This is a genomic window from Actinomadura sp. NPDC048955 (assembly GCF_040649435.1).
In the GTDB taxonomy this organism is placed as follows: Bacteria; Actinomycetota; Actinomycetes; order Streptosporangiales; family Streptosporangiaceae; genus Spirillospora; species Spirillospora luteofluorescens.
The window spans coordinates 30489-51483 of sequence record NZ_JBEZJI010000028.1; the positions used below are offsets into that span (position 1 = coordinate 30489).

At 69.1% G+C, this 20995-nt stretch carries 19 protein-coding genes and 1 pseudogene; 9 read left to right on the forward strand and 11 right to left on the reverse strand.

Annotated features, from left to right (window positions below; genetic code table 11):
* Positions 1–4 precede the first annotated feature (4 nt).
* Positions 5–1183: an FAD-binding oxidoreductase gene (locus AB0C84_RS25145; protein WP_361070696.1), complete on the forward strand. Its 1179-nt coding sequence runs from the start codon at positions 5–7 to the stop codon at positions 1181–1183.
* A gap of 5 nt (positions 1184–1188) precedes the next feature.
* Here AB0C84_RS25145 and AB0C84_RS25150 read toward each other — a convergent pair whose 3' ends face one another.
* Positions 1189–2487, reverse strand: a complete 1299-nt coding sequence (locus AB0C84_RS25150; protein WP_361070699.1) for a cytochrome P450 — start codon at positions 2485–2487, stop codon at positions 1189–1191.
* A 122-nt stretch (positions 2488–2609) separates the two neighbouring features.
* Between AB0C84_RS25150 and AB0C84_RS25155 the strand changes: the two genes are divergently transcribed.
* The gene (locus AB0C84_RS25155) at positions 2610–3749 is read left to right on the forward strand and encodes a serine hydrolase domain-containing protein (RefSeq protein ID WP_361070702.1); all 1140 of its coding nucleotides are present in this window, start codon (positions 2610–2612) and stop codon (positions 3747–3749) included.
* A 127-nt stretch (positions 3750–3876) separates the two neighbouring features.
* Positions 3877–4314, forward strand: a complete 438-nt coding sequence (locus tag AB0C84_RS25160) for a peptidase inhibitor family I36 protein (protein ID WP_361070705.1) — start codon at positions 3877–3879, stop codon at positions 4312–4314.
* A 389-nt stretch (positions 4315–4703) separates the two neighbouring features.
* Here AB0C84_RS25160 and AB0C84_RS25165 read toward each other — a convergent pair whose 3' ends face one another.
* On the reverse strand, positions 4704–5732 hold the full coding sequence (locus AB0C84_RS25165) for a hypothetical protein (protein WP_361070708.1): 1029 nt from the start codon (positions 5730–5732) through the stop codon (positions 4704–4706).
* A gap of 673 nt (positions 5733–6405) precedes the next feature.
* Here AB0C84_RS25165 and AB0C84_RS25170 point away from each other — a divergent pair.
* Positions 6406–6774, forward strand: coding sequence for a hypothetical protein (locus AB0C84_RS25170; protein ID WP_361070711.1), 369 nt, complete (start codon positions 6406–6408; stop codon positions 6772–6774).
* Positions 6775–6942: 168 nt separating this feature from the next.
* Here the strand turns inward: AB0C84_RS25170 and AB0C84_RS25175 are convergent, their stop codons facing one another.
* The 5 genes from AB0C84_RS25175 to AB0C84_RS25195 all read right to left on the reverse strand — a co-directional run bounded on the left by AB0C84_RS25175 (position 6943) and on the right by AB0C84_RS25195 (position 11737).
* Positions 6943–7500, reverse strand: coding sequence for a heme-binding protein (locus AB0C84_RS25175; protein ID WP_361070714.1), 558 nt, complete (start codon positions 7498–7500; stop codon positions 6943–6945).
* A gap of 160 nt (positions 7501–7660) precedes the next feature.
* Entirely contained in the window at positions 7661–8464 is an 804-nt protein-coding gene (locus tag AB0C84_RS25180; RefSeq protein ID WP_361070717.1) for a phosphatidate cytidylyltransferase, read from the reverse strand.
* Complete coding sequence (locus AB0C84_RS25185; protein WP_361070720.1) at positions 8461–10233, reverse strand: aminotransferase class I/II-fold pyridoxal phosphate-dependent enzyme; 1773 nt, start codon at positions 10231–10233, stop codon at positions 8461–8463. Before AB0C84_RS25185 ends, AB0C84_RS25180 begins: the two co-directional genes overlap by 4 nt.
* Before the next feature lie 112 nt (positions 10234–10345).
* Entirely contained in the window at positions 10346–11011 is a 666-nt protein-coding gene (locus tag AB0C84_RS25190) for a metallophosphatase domain-containing protein (RefSeq protein WP_361070723.1), read from the reverse strand.
* A gap of 150 nt (positions 11012–11161) precedes the next feature.
* On the reverse strand, positions 11162–11737 hold the full coding sequence (locus tag AB0C84_RS25195; RefSeq protein WP_361070726.1) for a hypothetical protein: 576 nt from the start codon (positions 11735–11737) through the stop codon (positions 11162–11164).
* A 216-nt stretch (positions 11738–11953) separates the two neighbouring features.
* On the opposite strand from AB0C84_RS25195, the gene AB0C84_RS25200 reads away from it, so the two are divergent.
* The gene (locus AB0C84_RS25200; RefSeq protein ID WP_361070729.1) at positions 11954–13702 is read left to right on the forward strand and encodes a hypothetical protein; all 1749 of its coding nucleotides are present in this window, start codon (positions 11954–11956) and stop codon (positions 13700–13702) included.
* Between the two features lie 98 nt (positions 13703–13800).
* On the opposite strand, the gene AB0C84_RS25205 is transcribed toward AB0C84_RS25200, so the two are convergent.
* Positions 13801–14559 carry a hypothetical protein gene (locus AB0C84_RS25205; RefSeq protein ID WP_361070732.1) on the reverse strand — a complete coding sequence of 253 codons (759 nt, stop codon included), beginning with the start codon at positions 14557–14559 and terminating at the stop codon, positions 13801–13803.
* A 1957-nt stretch (positions 14560–16516) separates the two neighbouring features.
* Here AB0C84_RS25205 and AB0C84_RS25210 point away from each other — a divergent pair.
* The gene (locus AB0C84_RS25210) at positions 16517–16795 is read left to right on the forward strand and encodes a hypothetical protein (RefSeq protein WP_361070735.1); all 279 of its coding nucleotides are present in this window, start codon (positions 16517–16519) and stop codon (positions 16793–16795) included.
* A gap of 687 nt (positions 16796–17482) precedes the next feature.
* Entirely contained in the window at positions 17483–17623 is a 141-nt protein-coding gene (locus AB0C84_RS25215; RefSeq protein ID WP_361070738.1) for a hypothetical protein, read from the forward strand.
* Here the strand turns inward: AB0C84_RS25215 and AB0C84_RS25220 are convergent.
* The 3 genes from AB0C84_RS25220 to AB0C84_RS25230 form a co-directional block, all read right to left on the reverse strand.
* Positions 17616–18197 (reverse strand): dihydrofolate reductase family protein, encoded by a 582-nt coding sequence (locus tag AB0C84_RS25220; RefSeq protein ID WP_361070741.1) that lies wholly within the window; start codon positions 18195–18197, stop codon positions 17616–17618. The two genes, AB0C84_RS25215 and AB0C84_RS25220, sit on opposite strands and share 8 nt — an antisense overlap.
* Before the next feature lie 211 nt (positions 18198–18408).
* Positions 18409–18915, reverse strand: a complete 507-nt coding sequence (locus AB0C84_RS25225; protein ID WP_361070744.1) for an SRPBCC family protein — start codon at positions 18913–18915, stop codon at positions 18409–18411.
* 3 nt (positions 18916–18918) lie between these two features.
* Positions 18919–19263, reverse strand: a complete 345-nt coding sequence (locus AB0C84_RS25230) for a metalloregulator ArsR/SmtB family transcription factor (RefSeq protein WP_361070747.1) — start codon at positions 19261–19263, stop codon at positions 18919–18921.
* Positions 19264–20353: 1090 nt separating this feature from the next.
* Between AB0C84_RS25230 and AB0C84_RS25235 the strand changes: the two genes are divergently transcribed.
* Positions 20354–20704 carry a hypothetical protein gene (locus tag AB0C84_RS25235; protein WP_361070750.1) on the forward strand — a complete coding sequence of 117 codons (351 nt, stop codon included), beginning with the start codon at positions 20354–20356 and terminating at the stop codon, positions 20702–20704.
* Between the two features lie 14 nt (positions 20705–20718).
* A pseudogene (locus AB0C84_RS25240) lies at positions 20719–20952 on the forward strand (alpha/beta fold hydrolase); the annotation flags it as partial.
* Between the last annotated feature and the right edge of the window lie 43 nt (positions 20953–20995).

Genomic DNA, 20995 nt, shown 5'->3' on the forward strand with positions numbered 1-20995 from the left:
GGTCATGGACACCGCAACCCGGACACCGATCCGCACCGCCGAGCCGCTGACCGTCGACGCCACCCGCCCCGCGGACGTCCGCGCCGCGATCCTCGCGTCCCGCGAGCGCGGGCTGCCCCTGACCGTCCAGGCCACCGGGCACGGCACCGTCGTCCCGCCGGACGAGGGGCTGCTGCTGAGGACGTCCCGCATGTCCCGCGTGCTCGTCGACCCGTCCCGCCGCATCGCCCGCGCCGAGGCCGGCGCCCGCTGGAGCGAAGTGATCGCCGCGGCCGCTCCGCTCGGCCTGTCGCCGCTGTCGGGCTCGCACGCCTCCGTCGGCGTCACCGGCTACACCCTCGGCGGCGGCGTCGGCTGGCTGTCCCGCCGGTTCGGCTACGCCGCCGACCACCTGCTGCGCGCCGAACTCGTCACCGCCGACGGCCGCCACCTCACCGCGGACGCCGACCGCCACCCCGACCTCTTCTGGGCCCTGCGCGGCGGCAGCGGCAACTTCGGCGTCGTCACGTCCCTGGAGTTCCGGCTCCAGCCCGTCTCGACGGTCTACGCGGGGATCGCGCTGTTCCCGGCCGAACGGGCCGCCGACGTGCTCTCGCGCTTCCGGGACGAGGCTCCCACGCGCCCCGACGCGCTCACCGTCTCTGTGGCACTGGCGAACCACGCTGGATACGGCCGGGTCGTCGCCGTCCGCGCCGTCTATGCGGGAACCGCCACGGAAGGCGCTCGCGCGTTGCGTTCCCTACTAGAGGTCGCGGGTCCGCCGCTGCACGACGATTTCCGGACCATGCCTTACGCCGAGACCGAGTCGCTGGGCGGTACCCCGCCTCTTCACTTCCACCTCTACACCGACCTACCCGACGCACTCATCTCAGCGATCGCCCAGAGTGACGCGTCCGGGATCGAGGTCCGGCACTGGGGCGGCGCTATGACACGTCCCGCCCTGGACGCAGGCCCGGTCGGGCACCGGGACGTCCCGTTCTCCCTCACCATCGACGGCTCCGCCGGCGACGCCGCACCACTCGCAGCCTTCGCGACCGGTGGCTCTTTCCTGAACTTCCTGCACGACACGTCCAGGACGGCCACCGCCTACACCTCGGAGGACTTCCGGCGGCTACGCGAGGTGAAGCGAGCCTACGACCCGCAGAACGTGTTCCACCGCAACCACAACATCCGGCCCGCCTGAGCGGCCTATCTCCGCACGACCCGCATCGGAAGGGCCCCGGCGGGACGGAACGTGATCTCCGCCCGGACGGGCACGGTCACACCCGGCACCAGGTCGAGCCGGTGCGTCCGGGCGATGGTGGCGAGCACCAGTGTCGCCTCCAGCATCGCGAAACCGGCGCCCACACAGATGCGGCGCCCACCGCCGAACGGCAGATACGCGTACCGGAGATGTTTCTGCTCCCCCATGAACCGCTCGGGTTGGAAACCCTCCGGATTGGGCCAGACCTCGGCGTTCCGATGGATCAGATACGGCGGCACGGCGACCGTCGAACCCGCCGGCACCCGCACTCCGGCGACCTCGTCGTCTTCAAGGGCGTCACGCTCGATGGTCCAGGCAGGCGGATAGAGCCGCATCGCCTCCGACAGGACCGCCTTCGTCCACGGGAGCCGGTCGACGTCTTCTGCCTTCGGCTCCCTGCCCTGGAGGACCTCGTCCACCTCGTCCTCCAGGCGGTCCCTGGCCGCCGGGTACTTCGACAGGAGCATGAACGTCCACGCAAGCGAGGCCGCGGTGGTCTCGTGCCCGGCCAGCAGCAGGGTCAGAACCTCGTCCCGCAGCTCCGCCTCGCTGAACCGACCACTCTCCTTGAGGAGATTCAACAGTTCGCCACCCGACGAGCCCTTCACGACCCGCTGGACCATGCCGTCAAGGTGCACCAGTGCGCCCCCAAGCCCCGGCACCCGCTGATACACACCGCGCTTTGCGGTAGCCCCGGGCAAGAAGGTCCCGACCACGGCAGCCCTCTGGAGCGCCTCAAGCGCTCGCCCCGTTTTCTCGGCTTCCCCTTCAAGTTCGCTGCCGAACAACGCCCGCCCCACGATGCCCAGCGTGAGCCGCCGCAGTTCCGCTGCCGCATCTAGCGCGACCCCGTCAGGCCACCGTCCGGCGGCTTGCGCGGCCGTGTCGACCATCTGCGACGCGAACCCGACGACATGCCGCTGCGCGAACACCGGCTGCACCACCCGCCGGTGCTGCCGCCACGTCCCGCCTTCACTCGTCAGGAGCCCGTCCCCGAGGACGGCCCGGAGCGGCCGATACGTGAACGCCTTCACGTAGTTGTCCTGGTTGGCGACGAGGATCCGCTCGGCGTGCTCGGGACGCGACAGCAGGAAGAAGGCCCGGTTCGGTCCGAACGGCACCCGCACGGCGTCCCCGTAGCGTCTGGCAAGCGCCCCGTAGGTGTCGAGCGGGCTCCGGGCCATCCGCCCCCACCACCGGACAGCCTCGACCGCCCCCGGCCCCCGCACACCCCGTTCGTCCATGCCTCAACCGTAGGAACCGTCCGAACCCACGACAAGCCATCACTTCCCCCTAGCGGATGAGGGCACGGATGGCTCACACGCTGGATGTGCGCTCGTACAGCCGCTTCCTATCGTCCCGATGCATGCTCACAAGAAACCTGTTGCCCCGCAGCGCGGTAGCCGTCGTCCTGGCCCTGGCGGTGGGGGCCTCGACCACCCCGGCGAACGCGTCCACGCCCGGCCCCGCCGACCTGCGGCGGGTGGTGGAGAGCCTGAGCGGTCCGGACGGCGCTCCGGGGGCGCTCGTGCGAGTCCACGACCGGCACGGCAGCCTGACGGCGACCGGCGGAGTCGCGGACATCCGCACGAACACCCCGGTCGACCCCCGCAGCCGCTTCCGGATCGGCAGCCTGACGAAGCCGTTCGTCGCCACCGTCGTCCTCCAACTCGTCGGCGAGGGCCGCATCGAGCTGGACGCTCCCGTGGAGCGGTACCTGCCAGGCGTGGTGCGCGGCGCGGACAACGACGGGCGGCAGATCACCGTCCGCCAACTGCTCCAGCACACCAGCGGGCTGCCGGACGTCCTGGACTACCTGTCGCCGCTGGACGTGCTCAAGGACCCGCTCCGGCACTGGGAGGCCCGCGAACTGGTGGACATCGCCCTGCCGCACCCGCGGGAGTTCGAACCCGGTAAGGGCTGGGGCTACTCCAACACCAACTACCTCCTGGCCGGGATGATCATCGAGAGCGTGACGGGGCGCCCCTGGGGCGAGGAGATCCGCGAGCGCGTGATCCGCCCGCTCGGACTGCACGACACCTTCGCACCGACGGACGCTCCGGGCATCCCGGGCCCGCACCCCCGCGGCTACGTCCGGCCGCAGTCCGACCTGGTGGACGTCACCCGCCTCAACCCGACCGTCGGCGGGGCCGCGGGCGGCATGATCTCCAGCGCCGCCGACCTGAACCGCTTCCTGGCGGCCGTCCTCCGAGGACGCCTGCTGGAGCCGGCGCAGTTGCGGGAGATGCTGACCACCCGCCCCACGGGCCGCACCTCAGGCTCCGAATACGGTCTGGGGCTGGAGTGGATCCCCGTCGAGAACTCGTCCACCTGCAAGGACGGCTTCTGGAGCCATGACGGCGACATGCTCGGCTTCAGCGTCCGCACAGGCGCCACCACGCGCGGCAGGCAGGCCACCGTCATGGTCAACCTCAACCCGGGCGGCGGCCCCGCCTTGGACGAAGCCATGAAGGCCGCCCTCCCGGACGCCCTGTGCGGACGCTGACAGCGTGTAGCGTTACGACCACATAAGGCCATCCCCACTCACTGACACGTCATTACTCTCCGTGTAAATCTTGTCGCACGACGTAATCGTCGCAGCAAATCAAGTGACACGAAACGGAGAGCCCCCCATGGCCAATTGGAAAGCACGCCTCCTGGTGACCACCACCGCCCTGGCCGCATGCTCCACCGCGTTCGGCCCCGCGATCTCGACCGCCGCCCAGGCCGCCACCGTCACGACCCGGCCGGCCCTGGCGGACCTACCGCCCGGCGTCGTCAAGCTCAACGACGCCGAGGGCTGCCCCCCGGCCACCCTCTGCCTCTACCAGCACTACAACCGGCGAGGACCGGCCTACGGCATCGGCGCCGGATACAGGGTCGACCTCAACTACCTGCCCATGGGCGACGGCACCGCCGCCGACAACGTCTCCTCCTGGGTCAACAACACCCACAGCATGGCCGTGCTGATCGACGCGAACGAGGGCAAGGCCCGCCCCCTGTACGCCGGCCAGCCCCTGGAGGAGCCGCCGTCCGACAACGACACCGTCGACCTGGTCGACTGGGCCTAACGCACCCCCCACGCTTTCCCTGCCGTCCGGCCGGCACCTCCCCCCCGGCCGGACGGCCCGGCCCGGCCCCTCACACGATCATGCGACGGCCCTGATCCGGCGCGCTTGCACGCCGATACGAGAACAGCACGGTAAGGAAATCTGAGCGCCTCCGAACCGCGTCCCAGAGCAGGCCAATTCCTTTACTGTCGCCGTTCACGAACGCAGCCCCGAGGATTCCCCCCGGGGCTGCAACGCGGCGGGCACCCCACCTAAAGGCGCCCGTTCACCTCCTGGCTCGGCGAATACGCCTGCCGGAGGCCTGGATTTCCCGCGCCGGAGAATGCCGGTCCTGAACCCGGGAACACCATTGGCGTTCCCTCAGTACCGGACCTTCCGGCGAAGGCCTGTCAGTTGTACTTCGCGATCTCCGCGGCCTCCTCGTCCTTCGAACCGGTCAGTGCGGCGTTGAGCACCGACGCGACCAGGATCGTGGCGATCCCGACCATGGTGATCATGACGACCTCCTGGCCGAGAAGGGCGAGCCCCACCACACTGGTCAGCGCCGGCCCGTTGGCCGACAGCGCACCGGCCAGCCTCGTCGGGAGGTGGAGCGGCGACTGCGCGAGCCAGTACAGGGCACTTCCGGCGACCGCGAGGACGCCGGCGATGGACCCGCGGATGACGATCTCCCCGATGCCCCCGCTCCAAGGGAGCCAGAGCAGGGAAGGCGCTCCGAGGAGCAGACCCGCCACCATGGACAGGCCCGTTCCCTTGAGCAGGATTCCCGCATGGGCCATCGCCTTTCCGCCCGAGACCATGACGGCGGAGGACACCGCGCCGGCCAGGGCGGCCAGCACACCGAGAAGGTCGATGCGCTGTCCCCAGGGGATCATCAGCGCGGCCCCGACCGCCGACATCAGCGGCAGGAGCAGCGGAAGCCCCTTCCTGTCGGCCCTCCACGCGATCACCATGGCCATGGTGATCGGACCGAGGGTCGTGATGGCGTTGCCCGCCGAGAACGGCAGCCTCGTCACGTAGAACTGCGCCAGGAGGTTGGCGCTGACGAACCCGACCAGGAAGGGCAGGACCGTCAGCACCCACCGGTGCTTCTTCTCCTTCTCGATGAACCGGGAGAGGAGCCTTTGCGCCGGGGGGCACCTCCGGAGCGCGTGCGAGAGACCGGAGAGAATCCGATCGCGCCTTTCGGTGTGCGGCACGGCGTCGAGGAGACGGTTCTCCTGCAGTCGCCGCCGTCCCGCCATGAGCAGCACCCAGTAGAGCGGGGCGCTGAACAGATAGGTGACGGTGGTGGCCTGGACTGCCACCAGCGTGTGGTCGGCCGTCAGCGGCTGCATGACGGCCGTCGTCGTCCGCTGGAAGATCGCTCCTGCGATGTGCGCCGACGTGGCCGCGAGCAGCCAGAGCGAACCGACCACGGTCGTGACGATCCACACCCTGGCGCGCCGGGGGTGTCCGGCGAGCCAACGCGCGGCGCGGCGGGGGTTACGGACCACCCACCCGTAGAAGTGACCGAGGCGGCGATAGAGCCGCTCCGGCGATTTGTTACGCCTTATTCTTCCAAGGTTCACTTTCGTGACCTTCCTTTTGTTCGTGGTGAGCTGCGCATGCCAAGCAATGCGCAGGGTCTGACGCCTTTGGAAGTGATACTCCCGACGGCGGCAGCGCCACCATCCACCGTCCGGGATTCCGCCTCGTGGCAAGCATCCGCTTCGAGACATAGGTCTCAAGAAAAATTGGCGCAGAGTATTACCCGAAGCCCGACATTTCGGGTCAGTCTCAGGCGTGTGGATCGAACCGACCCGGTGCACCCACGGTCGGCGGCCGGAGCCGTAGGGGGCGGCATCCGAACTCTGGCCGCACGCTCGAACGGCGGGCGCCGGCGTCTCCGCCCGGTCTCCTGAGGCCGGGGTGGCGGTACGGCCCGAGAGAGGTCAGCGACCTCTGCGAAGCAATACGTCCCAGACGCTTGCGCAGTGAGCGCCCTTTGGGACGGTCAGTACCGCAGGCGTGCTCAGCGCGAACTTACCCCGACAAACCTGACTTCTCACGGCCGTGCTCAGCACGGCCCCTCATGGAGGAATACAAACCATGCGTAACGACATCATCTCGATCATCAAGCGCAACCGTGGCGTTCTCACCGTCGCGGCCTTCATCGCCCTCATCGTCTACGTACTCGGCGACGGGGCCCACTTCATCTGCACCGCTCTGGGGATCGGCCTGGTCCTCGGCGGCTACAGGATCATCAAGCGCCTCGGGAACCACCCCGAGGAGGCCACGAAGCACCTCGTCACCGGCACCGCCGTCCTCACGGCGGTCGTCGTCATCGCCATCAACGCCGGCAACGGCGCGGGCGGACTGTCCGACATCGTCACCGGCGTCGGCGGCGGCGGCCTCATGCTGGTGATGTACCTGCTCTTCAAGCACTACGGGCCCGAGGAATTCCGCGGCTCGAAGTGAAGCCACCAGGGCTCGGCAGGGCCCTGGCACACGAAACAAGGCGGCCCCCGGTGGGCCGCTTTTTCGTTCCCGGGCGTCCTTGTGGCAACGGTCAGACCGGGGCGGAGCCGCGGACCCTGCGGACCACCCCGGCCTGGGAGTCGGACAAGTCGCCGGTGGGCTTTCTGGTCAGCGGCCGATGGCCGCGAGGACGTCGTTGGCGATGGCCTCGTCGATCCGGCCGTCGGGTGCGCCGCCGACGCCGATGCCGGCGATGGGGAAGCCCTTGTACTTGACGGGGACGCCGCCGGGCAGGACGAGGGTGCCGGGGATCTGTTTGATCGTTTCGTTTCCGGTCAGGGCGCTGGTCGGCTGGCCGAAGGCCACGGCGGTGTAGGCCTTGCGCTTGGCGGACTCGTAGGTCTGCGGGCCCGCCTTCCGGGTGCGGACCACGAGGCGGATGGTGCCGGCCCGTTCCATGATGACCATCGTCACGTGCTGGTTCCCGTGCCGCCGCGCCGAGTGCACCAGAGCCTTGGACGCCCGGACGAGCGCGCTGTTGGACAGCACCCGTTCCGGTGCCGTGGCACTACCGTGCCCGCCGTGCCCGCCGTGCCCGCCGTGCCCGCCGTGGACCGTGACGGCGGCGGCCGGCGCTGCCGCGTAGGCCGTCCCCGCGCCGCCGAACGTCCCGGCTGCGACGGCGCCCAGTGCGATGGCGCCGCCGATGAAATGCCTGATCGACATGACTCTCCCCGATTCCGACATGCAACTACATAGAGTAATCGTTCAGATATGGACCGTAATAGAGTCGAGATCAGGGAACAACCCGCCGTGCGCCCGCTGCCGAGCAACTCTCGCCCAACGAATCACCATGGGTTCCACAAGGCGGCGCGGCCGGCGGTCCTCAGCCGAGTGCCAGGGCGAGCACGAGGACGAGGAGCAGGGAATCGAGCCTGTCGAGCAGGCCGCCGGCGCCCGCCAGCCACGAGGCGGAGTCCTTGGCCTCGACACCCCGCTTGACCATCGACTCCAGCAGGTCCCCCAGCGGGGCGCCGACCGCCACCGCGACGGCCCAGGCGGGTGTGAACGCCCCGAGCACGGCCAGCGTGCCGAGGCCCGTGACGGTCCCGGCCAGCAGGCCGCTCCAGTGCTTGGACGGCGACAGCCGGGAAAGGGCCGGCCCGCCGAGCGACCGGCCGCCGACAGAGGCGGTGATGTCGGCGATCGACACCGCGGCGAACAACGCCAGGACCTGGGGGCCGAGCAGGACCACACCGGCCAGCGGCGCGAACCAGATCACTCCCAGCACACCGGAACACAGCCTGGAGAGCCCGCCGGCCGCGTCACCGGCCAGCACCGGCATCATGGCGATGGCCACGAGGGTCAGGGCGAGAACCTGGGGCAGATGAGCGGGCGCCACCCAAGCCGTCACAGGCGCCACGGGCACGGCGATGGCGAGCGCCGCACGGTCCAGCCGGGAAAGGCCGGCCAAACCGCCGTATTCGAGGGCGCAGGCCACCCCCGCCGAAGCGGCGAGGGCGGCCGCACCACCGGGGCCCACGTACAGGGCGGCGACCACGACGGGCACGCCCACCGCCCAGGCGCACCACCGGAGCATGTACTCCCGGCGCCTGGACAGCCCGACCGCGATGCCTCCCACGAACAGCGCGCCGGCGAGGTAAGGGACCAGGTCCGCGACCCCGGTCACGCCTCACCGAGCGGGACGCGCAGGGCCTCGGCGACGGCGATCGCCACGCGGGCGTTCGCCGCGGCGTCCCGTACCGCGATGCGCACCGTCCTGCCCTCGAACGCCGGGGACATAGGCGTCAGGTCCCGCAGGAACACGCCCTGCCGCCGGCACCGGTCGACGAGCCGGGACGCCGTGAGCCCACCCCTGGGCAGCGTGAGCAGGACGAAGTTCGCCACCGACTCGCTGACGCGCAGGTTCTCGTCCGCCTCGGCGAGCGCGGCGGCGAGTTCGCCGCGCAGCACCGCGGTCTGGGCCCACCGGGCGGTGTAGTACGCCGGATCGCGCAGCGCGTTCACCGCGGCGATCTGGGCGGGAAGGCTCACCGCCCACGGCGGGGTCCAGCGGAGCACATCCTCCACGATCGGCGGAGGCGCGGTGAGATAGGCCGCCCGCAGCCCCGACAGGGCATACATCTTGGACAGCGACGTACAGACGACGGCGTTGCCGGCCTCCGCCGCGTAGGGCTCCAGCGTCTCCCCGGCGCCGACGTAACCGGCATACGTCTCATCGATCCAGAACCTGGTCCCGTCCGGCGCGTTCTCCAGCACCTTCCGCAGCCGGGCCGTGTCGAGATGGACCCCGGTCGGGTTGTTGGGATTGACGATGACCACGAGGTCATAGCGTTTCCGCAGGGCACGTTCGAGACGTTCCGGGTCGATCCGCCAGCCCTCCGAGCGGCGCACCGGGAACCGGTCCGCGCGGCAGCCGACCACCCGCTCGACGACATGCGCGTACTCGCCGTAGCAGGGGTCGACCAGGAGCACCCGGCTGGAGGCGTCCAGCCACCCGCGGAACGCGCGGAAGATCAGGTCGGAGGAGCCCGCACCGACGGCGACGGCGTCCCCGGGCAGGCCGCGGCGCCGCGCGATCTCCTCGACGAGCCCCTCCGCCCGGACCGGCGGAGACGTGCGCGCGATCCAGTCCAGCCCGCGGGTCAGGGCGGCGACCGCGCCGGGAGCCGGCGGAAACCAGGCGTCGAGCACGTCGGCGGGGACGACGTCGCGGTTCGCATCCAGGGTGTCGAACCCCCGTCCGAGCGCCTCGATGGACGCGCCCCCGTGTGCGCAGGACTCGTCCCCGGGCAGGAAGGCGACCTCCAGCCGCCAGCGCACCGTCCGTCCCAGAGCGCGCAGCAGCGGGCCGTGCCGCCGCAGGGTCCGGCCGGTCAGGTCGGCGACGTCGCCGGTCAGGAGCTGGAAGTCGACGGCACCCGAGCGCACCGCCGTGCCGGTGGACGCGAGCCCCAGCTCCAGGTACATCGGCAGCAGCTCGACCCGGCCCAGCGCCACGATGCTCCGGCCTCCGTGCCCCTCCACCCAGCGCAGCGCCGCGTACATCAGCAGCCTGCCGATCATCTCGCCCCGCTGCCCCGGATCGACGGCCAGGATCCGGATCTCGAACAGACCGTCCTCTCCCAGCGCCGGATGCCCGTCCCCCCGCAGATGCCTGTCGATCGAGTAGCGGCCCGCCCACGGAGGCGTCACGCTGATGAACCCGGCCGGTTCGCCCCGGCGGACCGCCACGATGTAGACGTTGCTCCCGTCGAGATCATCGGTGAGCAGGCCGGCCGCGTTGGGGGCGTGCTGGCCGAGTTCCCGCGCGTAGACCTCGTGCCGGAGACGGCGGATCCACTCCTGGTCCGCCTCGGACGACATACGGAGTTCCAGCTCGTCGACCACCGGCGCGACAGCCGAACCGGCGGCGGGTCCCGGAGATTGCTGGTCCATTTTCATTGACATCACCTCGGGCGCCACTTTGCCGAGGTCATCGCGCCACCGCCTGAGTACCCGTACTCAGCCGCCCGGCCGCCGCACACTCAACTCCACCGCCGGGCCGCGTTCAGCGGGTTCGTGCTGGCGGCACGGTCTCGGACACGGCACCCGAGGTCTCCAGGCGGACAACGGTGGGGCCACGCTCGCATTCCCACGTGGTGACGTTGGCGAAAGTCGTCTCCCCGTGGCGCCAGAGCCCCCCGTCCTGGTGGATGTGGCCGAACAGGTGCAGCCTGGGGCGGATCTGCCGCACGCGGGCCAGCAGGTCCGCACAACCGTGGCGTCCGGGATAGGCGTTCGCGTCACCGATTCCGAGCGGAGGCCCGTGCGTGACCAGGACGTCGACGCCGTCCGGAATCATGGCCCATTTCTCCGCGAGGGGACGGCCCCGAGGAAGATTGAACGCCCACTCGTTGAACTCCGGCTGCCAGGGACTGCCCCAAAACGTGACGCCGTGAATCTCCGTTCCGCTGTCTTCCAGATAGCGGATGCCACGGTCGGCCAGGACGGCGCGAGCTCGCCCGGGCTCGTTCTGGAACATCCAATCGTGGTTGCCCGCGACGACCACCTTCGTTCGATGCGGAAGGGCGTGCATCCAGTCGGCGGCGTCCTCCAGTTCTTTGAGGTCCCTGCCGTGCCGGCACAGGTCACCGGCGTGCACGAAGACATCGCCCTCGGGGACGGCGAGCTCGCGATGAAAGGTGTGCGTATCGGCGACCGCGACAATCCGCATAACGCAAGCGTACTTAGCAGGACCGAGCGCCCTGGGCAGTCCTGCCTTGGCGGCGGGAGATGACGCAAGGGCCCGGCGAAGTGCCGGGCCCCGCGTGTTCGGAAGGTGCCGGCCGGTGCCGGAACCCAGGTCGTGCGGGTGGCGGATGGATCACCCCCTGTCGAGGATCACCTCCCCGCACCCTTCGCGGATGACCAGGGCGTCCTCGTCCCACCGGCCGGAGACCTCGACGTCCCCGCCCCTCGTATTGATCACGAGTTCGGTGGGACGGTCGGCCCGGACGCCGACCTTCCCGCCACGGGTGTGCAGGTGGACCTTGCCGGCGGCCCTGCCCACGTCGATCGGGCCGGACGTGGAGGTGAGGGCGCCGAGCGTCAGTTCTTCGATCGTGATGCCCTTGCGGCCGTGCAGGAACACCCACTCCGCGGGCCCCGCGACGTTGATCGTGCCTCTGCTGGTCGCGTCCAACTGGCGGACGCTGAGCGGCAGGCGGACGGTGACCGTCTGGATCCGTGACAGGCCGCGCCAATGACGGCCGTTCACTTTGTCGTCGTAGGTGTCGGAGAACAGGATGGCCTGGCCGGGCACCTTCGTGAGGCCGCGTCCGCGGTAGTCGAGGACGACCTCGATTTCTTCGCGGTCCTCGATGACGATGACCACGTCAGCGGGTCCGCCGTAGATGATGACGGGCCTGCGTGTGTGCTTCATGGCGAGACGACGTTCCATGTCGAGTCTCCCTAGGTGAGGCGTTTGAGTTGTTTGCTCGACGGTGTGCGAGCGCTGAACAGAACCGTCCTGGAAATAAGCCCGGCTGCCAGTCGCCCAACAAGGGACACCGCCGCCGTCGCCTCACGGAACGGCCCCGTCGTCCCGAGCGCGCACCGCCGATTCATCAGCAGGAGCGCCGACCCGGGCCTGGATTCGGCCAGCTAAAGTGCGCGCGTGGGATCAGTGATCGGGTTCGACTGGCAGGCAATGGTCCACCGGGACTTCGACGTCGACCTGGACGAACCCGGCCGGCGCAGTGGTGCGGCACTGGACGCGCTGCTGGCCGACCTGAACGTGGAGGCCGAAGCCCCGTTCATCTTCGGCGAGTGGGCCGGCCGGCTGGGCGCCACCGCGAACGCGGGGCCGGCCGCGTTGCTGGAGCGGCTCACCCATCCGGACGCGCGGATCCGCCGGATCCTGGCCGTCGTCTTCGCCTACCTGGACCTGCCCGACGATGCGGTTCCCAGCCTCCGTGCCAGGAGCGCGAGCGAACCGGACGCGCCGACCAGGCTCGCGCTGCTCCTCGCCCTCGGCCGGTACCCCCTGACCCATGACTACCTGCGCCGCCACCTGGACAGCGAACCGTCCGACGCGCTGGGCGCCGCGCTCGGCCTGCTGCTGCACAGCCCTCAGACGGTGGACGACGCCGTCCTTGACGCGCTCGCCCTCTGCGACGGCGAGGCCGGATCGGCGCTTGCCGAACTGGCCTGGGGCGATCCCGAATGGACCGGCCTCCCGCCGCACGGTTCCGTCGAGGCGGTCGACGGCTGGCTTCACCCTACGCCCGACCTGCACTCGCGCTGGCTGGGCCGGATGCTGGCGCGGTTGAAGACCGGCCAGTTGGACGCGGCGGCCGCCCGAGTGCTGATCAACACCGCAGACCGCCTGTTCCAGCGATTCCCCGAACACGCCCCCGCCGTCGCGTCCCTACTCCGGCACGCAGAGCCCGCCGTAAGGCGAGCGGCCGCGGCCACGAACTATCTGCCGTCCCATGACGCGTACGCCGACGCTCTGGCGGCCTCCCTGGACGACTCCGAAGTGTCGGAGAAAGCGCTCATCGCACTCACCCGGCGCGGTGACCTTCGATGCCTGCCCCCGCTCCAGCAGCTGATCAGCCACGGCGAGCTGGACCTCCAACTCCAGCACCGGTTCCGCGCGGCATCGGCGCTGGCCGAGCACCTCTGGCCGTCGGTCCGCGCACGGCTCGCCGGATCTCCCACTGCCGCCGACGCCGGGGCCCTGCTGTCGTGGATCAAGGAATGGCGCGGCGGAGAACAGGCCGTCCCCGAGGTCACCGCCGTCCTGGAAGGGATGGTCCCACGCCTCGACGTCCCCGCCCCCGAGAGCGGTGACCTCGAGACCGCCGGCGCGTGCTGCATGTTCCTACGCAGATGGGGGCTGGGCGACGAACACGCGCTGGCCGTCCTCCGGCGGGTCGCGTCGGGCCCGGACCCCGAGACGGGCCTCGCCGCCATCCGCGCACTGATGGGCCTCGGCGAACAGTCCGACGCGGAGGTCGTCGACCTGCTGCTGAACGTCCTGGAGCGTCGCCGCCAGTTCGGCCGGCAGGCAGGACGCCGCGGCTGGCGCTTCGACACCAACGCCTGCGACTGGCTCGGCGAACTCGGCCCCCGGGCCCAGACGGCCGTCCCCGCCCTGCGCGCCCTACGCGACGCCCCCGCCGAACCCGCCCGCGCGGCCGCGGCCTTCGCACTCTGGAAGACCACCCGCGACGCCGGCGAAGCGCTACCCGTACTGATCGAGCAGATCCCCGACGACCCGGTGCGCACGCTGTACGACATCAGCCTGATGGGCGACGCGGCCCGCCCCGCCCTCCCCGTCCTCCGCGACTACGCCGCAGGCGAGGGCGACGTAGCGGAACGCGCCAGGCAGGCCCTGAGACGCATCGAGCCCGAGGCGTGACCCGGGCGGAGGGCAAGCGGTAGTGGCCCCCGGATGTCCGGGGGCCACTAGGTGGGGGCGACGGCCCCGCAGTCGGATCGACTACGGAGCCGGCGCTATCAGACGGATGCGCCCCCCAACGCTCGGATGAACAGAAGAACGCCCCGCGGCGGGCCGGGCACGAACAGGTCGACCCCGTCCCGCAGGTTGCGGACGCCCACCTTCAGCGTCGGCGTGCCGTCCTCGCGACGCCTCCGGTCGAGCTCGTCCATGATCACCCTGTCGGGCATATCGCCCGCGTTCATGATCACGGAGGGCTCGAACGGAACGCACTCGTCGAGGATCCGCTGGAGCGCGACCTTCTTGTCGAGTCCCGCGGGTGCGAGCTTGACGAAGCCGCGGTCCTGCAGCAGCGTCAGGTCCCCGGCGGCCTCGGCGATTTCTCCGAGTTCGCCGAGCAGCTGCTCGACCACCCCCCGGTCGGTGTCGACCGGGTACAGGAAGGCGAGCGAGTGGGACTTGGCGTAGATGCACTCGGTGTCCAGGCGCAGGGCCTTGACCACCTCGTGCAGCTTCGCGTGGGCCATGCTCAGCCCGGACGAAGGCGCCACCAGCTCGTGGCGGGTCTGCGTCCTCCAGTCCCAGTGCTCGCTGGCGAGCTGCCCCCAGACGTGACAGTTGGGGACGGCCAGGCCGATCTCGCTGACCTGGCTGTGCGCCCATCCCGTCAGGATCCCGTTGACGGCGTACCGCGCCCCCATACGGGGGAGCTCCCGACGGACGTCGGGGTCGAGCTGCGGGAATCCCCCGGGAGGAGCGAGTTCGAGCGTCGCTCCGTTGAGGTCCCACAGCAGGACTGCACGCTCGGGGCACCCCATAAGAGCGTCCCAGCCTTTTCGCCCCTCATCCGTCTGGATGACGGAACGAACGTCTCCCCCCAGGTAGAGAGGAGCGTCGTCTCGACCGGACTTTTCACATGCCGAACTCATGGAGTCTCTCCATTTTGGTTTGCTTCGTGGCGCCCCTACTTTTCTCCGCCACTGGTGAAAACCGTCCGCCACCCGAGAGCGAACGCAAGACACCGCACCGGCCGGCCCCTGAAGGGCGGGAATCGCGCTTGAGGCCCCCGAAAACGACCGATCTTTTAACCAGGACCTGGTTCGGAGGCTGGAAATGAAGCCCTGTTCGGCGCGCGAGTGGCGGCCCGCAACGCGGGCAGGCGGCGCGACCACCAATTCGTGTCAGCCCGCGGCGTAGGGCAGCCCAAACAAGATCGCCGAGCATGCGGCCGCCTGCGCTCAAGGTACTCAGCCCAGCGTTTGCCGATGTCGCGGAAGGGTCAGGAGGCGAACAGACCGGATCCGGCCAGATTCACGCTCTCACTACAGCCGCCAAAGCCCGGCGCCTCGACCAGGCGCCCCGGAAGTCTCCGAGATCTTCGAGAACGGCTCGATGGTCGCTCGATCCAGCAGAGCTCTAAGCCGCCGGACGGAAGTCAGCGCCTGTCAGAGAACCGCCGGCCTCGCTGCACCCACACGGCCGATCGCCGACGCGTCCTGAGCCGGCTCCATGAGGACGACGGCCCCAGTGCGCAACGCTCACCCCGATGAAGCCCGAGCATCGCCGCCCGAACAGCAGGAACCGTCAGCCGATGCGGCACCAACGGGACGCGGTCTGCTCCTCCGATGCATGCCGGACGCGGTGCCGATGGTTGCGCCTGCACACGGATGGAGCCGCTCCAGAGCCCAGCTGCCCAAATGACGTTCTGCCCGGAACGCTCTAACCGGAACAGCGTTCTCCCCATCATCGATCCCGCTTTCGCTGGGCAATACCGAGGTCGACACCCCCATTGCCACCCCCAAACTGATTCCATCCTCATCAGTCCTGGTGATGGAACGCGAGGACGGCTTGCACGGCGACAGATAGGCGTCTGGGTAAGCAGCAAACCTTCCACAAGATGCGCCACCCCATGCGCATAGCGGTGCCTCACTCGCCCAGCGCACGACCCCCAGCCTGTTGCCGATGATTGACGCTTCGCGTTTCACCAGCTCGCAATGCTCTTTCGCGTCCAGGAAGTACCGTCGCCACCGCCTGCTCCAACATCCCTGGGCGGCCCGACAGAGCAGTCGCCCGAGCCACGAGGCCGCTGATGATGCCGCGCTCGCCGACCGCAATCTGATCAAGGGTGGACCACCGACAACGCCCAGATCAGCTCATCACGCGGGTCAGCCGGAAACTAGACACTCACGCCGTGACGCCGATGTTCGCCTGAGGGTGCAACCAGTTGGTGATGCCCGACAGCAGGTCGGCAGCCTCCATGGCTCGCCGCAAGTCGGAATCGAGTTCAGCAGGTCTCGTCGCTGCACAAATGCACAACGACGACAGTGCCCAACGTTTCGACGGCAACAACCCCCAGCGTGATCCCATCCGAGGCCGACACATACGAACCAGCAACGTGCAGGCCAGCGAGAGTCGCCGGATCACCAGACCAGCACGCAACACGCCCCATGCCGAAAGGTGCTCCTCGCGCGAACGACGCGAGTCTGACCAAGGCAGCAGTCGCCCTCCTGGACGACAGAGGAGACGCGTCAATTCCGGTCGTCCACGCGTGGGCAACGACCCACTAGCGGCCGCGTGCACCCTGATCCGGCTCGTGAGCATGTACAAGGGCGAGAGGTGTCTGGCCTGCGCTGGCCGACGCCAACTTCGAACCAGCGGATCTCATCGCCGGCGAGCAACTGGGCCGCCACGCCCTCAGCCGCTGAGGTCCGGAGAGCCACCCACCTTCCAGCCAAACTCCTGCCGCCTGTCGGCGGTGCCTGCTGAGATGCGGGGATGAGCGAATCCCCTCAACTGGTCACCCAGCTACTCAGCGCCGTGATCGCGTACACCTGGTTCTTCGAGACCTGCGGCGAGACGGTGCTGGACGACGACACGGCGCTCAAGCAGCAGGAATACGTCGCTCACCTCCTCAACCAACTCTCCAACGCGGACAAGCAGCGAGTTGCCGACGAGCTGGCCACCCTTGCAGCAAGCGAGACGGACCCGACCTACCGGGAGTTCGTGGAGACGTTCGCCTTCACCATGGGCCTCACGGAGCCGGCGGACGGTTGAGGCGGCGGGCGGAACCTCGCAGTGGGCAGTCGGGCCAGCGCCGGCGGACGCACCGCGATGCGCGGCCCGAGCCCACCCCGCACGCTCAGGCCAACCAAGCGCGCCCACGCCAGCAACAGAACGCCGCCCCCTTTGGCGATCTCAACCGGTAGACAGCAACTCTGCGGCTCACGCACCGGTGAAGCGAATCAAGGATCGCGACGAAGCAGCAGTCGAAAGACGCGCATAGTGCCCAGCGAGTCGAAGACGGTAAGCCACGACGGCCCCTCGTCCTCACAACGGACATCATGAGCAAGCCCCACACGCTGCACGCGGACCTGGCGAAGGCACTCCTCGCCCTCGGCAGATCGAGCCGAGATCACGGGCTGGCTGCGAACCGAGATCACTCGTCGGCAGCCAGCACCCGGTCAACTACAACCTGGCCGGATTCCGCCTGACCGCCCGCATCGACGGTTCCGCGCTGCATCTGATCGACGGGCATCCCTGCCCTGGCGGGCCCTGCCCAACCCGCTCACTGCCACCGATATCGCGCGCATCCATGAGGCCCGGGGCCCGCCGGCCTCACCCTCACCCCTCGGCAGAGCCAGCCCGGGTGCAGCGCCACGTCAGCAGCCGCGATCAAGTCGTCATCGCCGACCAGAAGATCTAGGCCGGGATCAGGTCGGGATCGGCCTTGCCGGAGCGACCGTGACCATCGAAGACATCGACGGCACCTTCCGCATCAGTCTCGCCGACCAGATCATCACCGAGTCACCTGAACTACCACCAAACCGATCGCCCGGTTCAGGGGCGCGGCGTGGCGCGGCGGCGGGCTCGACGGTCAGCTGATACGGCGGTAGCGGATGTGGGTGGCCAGCGGGGAGTGAAGCACCTCGACGGGCTCGAAGTCGAAGTCGACCCCGTCGAAGATCCGCTCGCCCGAACCGAGTAGAACGGGCGCGATGTCGAGGGTGAGCTCGTCGATCACCCCGGCCGCCAGTGCCTGCCGGACGGTCGAGGCGCCGCCGGCGATGTCCACGCCCTTGTCGCCTGCGGCCTGGCACGCCGCGGAGTAAGCCGCGTCGAAGCCGTCGGTGACGAAGTAGAACGTCGTTCCCCCGGCCATCGGGATCGGATCATGGCGGTGGTGGGTCAGTACGAACACCGGCGCGTGGTAGGGCGGTTCGGGGCCCCACCAGCCCGACCAGTCCTCATCCCAGTCCCCGCGGATGGGGCCGAACATGTTGCGGCCCATGACGTATGCGCCCCTCGGGCGCATCAGCCACCCGTTCGCGATCCTGTCCGCATCGTTGGCCCGAGGGTCGCCGATGTGCCAGCCGTGCAGCTCTCGTCCCCGGTTTCCCAGGGGGCTTTCTCGGCTCTGGTCAGGTCCGGCGACGAAGCCGTCCAGTGAGATCGACATATGGCAGGTGGTATCCGACACCATGAACTCCATCTAGTGATTGCGATTGTGAAACCGATCGTGTGGACGCCGGTCAGGTTCGACCGCCACTTCACCCGGTCATCGTTGGCTACCAGCCGGGCTCGACCCAGGCTGAGGTCGCACGCGTCGCCCCCGAAGCAGGATCGTTCTCACTCCTGACTTTCCTCGCCCTCAAGCACCTTCCCGGCCGTCAGCCTTCCGTTCCCTTCCGAAGGGTCTCGGTGACGTATCCGGCCAGGTTGCTCAGGGTCTGCTGGCCGCCCTCGACCGCGTGGTACTTCTCGGCCGCCTCGTCGCGCAGTTCCTTGGTGGGGAACACCGTGCGCATCTCGATCCGGGTCGCGGCGCCGTCCGGCTCGAACGTCAGGACCGACTCGAAGGCATTCGGGTCGTTGCGGGACTCACCGTGCAGCAGCGCGATCCGCTCCGGTGGGGCGATCTCGGTCCAGGAGATCCACTCCTGGTAGTCCGTCCCGTCCGGTCCGTGCATGACGAACTCCCACTCACCGCCGACTCGGAATTCGAACGCTCGCGTGGTGGTGGTGAACCCTTCCGGTCCCCACCATTGCGACAGGTGCCGCACCTCGGTGAACGCCTCGAACACCAGCTCCGGTCGGGCGTCGATGACGCGGGTGATGACGATTTCGCGGTCGGCCGTTACGGACCGCGCCGGCGATCCCCGTCCCGTGGCGCTCATCAGCTACTCCTCTTCCTGCCTTGTCTGCTTCAGGTCCTGCACGTACGCGTCCAACCGGCCGAAGCTCTCGTTCCAGAACCGCTCGAACCCGCCGGCCCACTCATGGATCGGCCGCAGCCCCCGGGCGTCCAGGCCGTAGAGACGCTGCTTGCCCGCCTTGCGGTCACGCACCAGCCCGACCTCCCGGAGCACCCGCAGGTGCTTGGACGCCCCCGGCTGGGTCGTCCCCAACTCCCGGGCCAGCTCGGTCACCGACCGCTCCCCCTCCCGCAACAGCACCAGGATCTCCCGGCGCTGCGGCTCGGCGATCGCGTTGAACACGTCCGACGTCGTCGCTGCCCGTGCCATGACCTCATCATATGCCGATATCGGCATGCATCAACCCCGGAGGATTCAGACGGCCTCCTCAGATGACGATCGCCACCCTCGCCACCGACATCCCCAAGCCAGCCGCCGAACCGCCGAAGCCCGCATTCGAGTCGCCGATGACACCCCCGGTCAGCGCTCCAAAGCCGACCGATAGTTCGAACACCGCCACCCACAGGGACCGAGGCGGCCACCACGACGTGCGACACCGTTTCGATCATCCAAGTCCACAGGCCACCGACACCCCGCCAAAGGCCAGCCCAGACGATCAACAGTGCCGCTCCGGCGACGGGGACCCACCCCAGCATCAGGTAGAACGGCATCGCAGCGGCCACCCCGGGTCCACGATGCCCCTGGGATCAGGCAGCCGCGACCCCGGGGGCGTTGGCGACTCTGACAGACAGGTGAAGGCAGGACAGAGGGCAGTCCTCCGTCCGGTAGTGCTGCCGGGATTCGTCAGGTTTGGAGATGTCAGGCACGGCTGTGTGGGCGGCTGTGCCGAGGAGGCCGACCGGGACTCCGACTGTGTAGACGCCGAGACAGGTTGCCGGGCATCGCGTGGCGATGCCCGGGTGGTGTGAGGAGCAGGCGCTCCGCAGCAAGCAGCAAGCAGCAAGCGGAAGCGTCCGCAGTTTTCGCGGCAGGGCCGGTGGCGTGGCGTAAACCGTCGCTTCCAAAAGCCCCTTCCAAGGCATGAAAGGGGGCTTGGAACTGGGAGCCGACGAGGAGACTCGAGCCCTAACCATCTATTTACAAGAGACCGGCCGCTCTTCGATTACTGTCATCACCACAGGTCAACCTGTGTGCGCCTGGTCGTTGGTGCCAGCAGTCGTAAGCCTCTGTTGCAGTACTTCCGTGCTGTACTCCTCGCCAGCTCACGGCCCCGCCGGCCTCTGAGGACTGGGCTCACCAGTGTTGCCGGGCGGGTCTGCCCGACTGGGCAGACGATCTTCCAGCCCCACCGCAAAACTCCCCTGACCTGCACCTACGCCACTCCACCCGCGGACTTCGGCACGCATAGAGCCGAGCTTTACATCGGCCTGGAACGCCAACGGCTTCAGCCGAGTCCGATATGGACAGCACCCTGCGGCTCCGGTTGAGCGGAGAGACCCTCATGCTCCAGTCCCTTGCACTAACCGGGCTCGGCGGGCTGCTGGCGATCGTAGGGACATTACTCGGTCATCGCTGGCAGGCGGTCGAAGCTCGGCACAGCCGGTTGGAAAACTATCAACGTGAAGATCGCTATCGCCTGCACCAAGAGCGCCGCGCAGCATATGCCGACTTTCACCTGGCCGTAGGTCACGCTCGTTCCACGACCTGGCTTGGCTCAAGATCGCTGATCTTGGGTAGGGTGCTGGCTGTTGAGCTGCGGTTTCGTCGTGTGAACGGCGAAAATCTGCGCACTAAGCGGCCGCGGTTCTAGGGGTCTGCCCATCGCTTCCCGGTTACGGCTTCAGCGACAAGCCGGCCGCGCCGGGGTGGGGGATCGAGCGGATATCCGACGCGTGGTGCGAGCTGATGGCCCGGCTCGGCTACCGGCGGTTCGGCGCCCAGGGCAGCGACTGGGGCACCAGCATCGCCACGAGCATCGGTCAACGGCAACCCGATCGGGTCGCCGGCATCCATCTCATGCCGCCGCTCGCACCGCCCGATCCGGCCACGTTGGACGACCTCACCGGTGCCGAGCGGGCGGCGCTCGCGACACTGCGGGAGG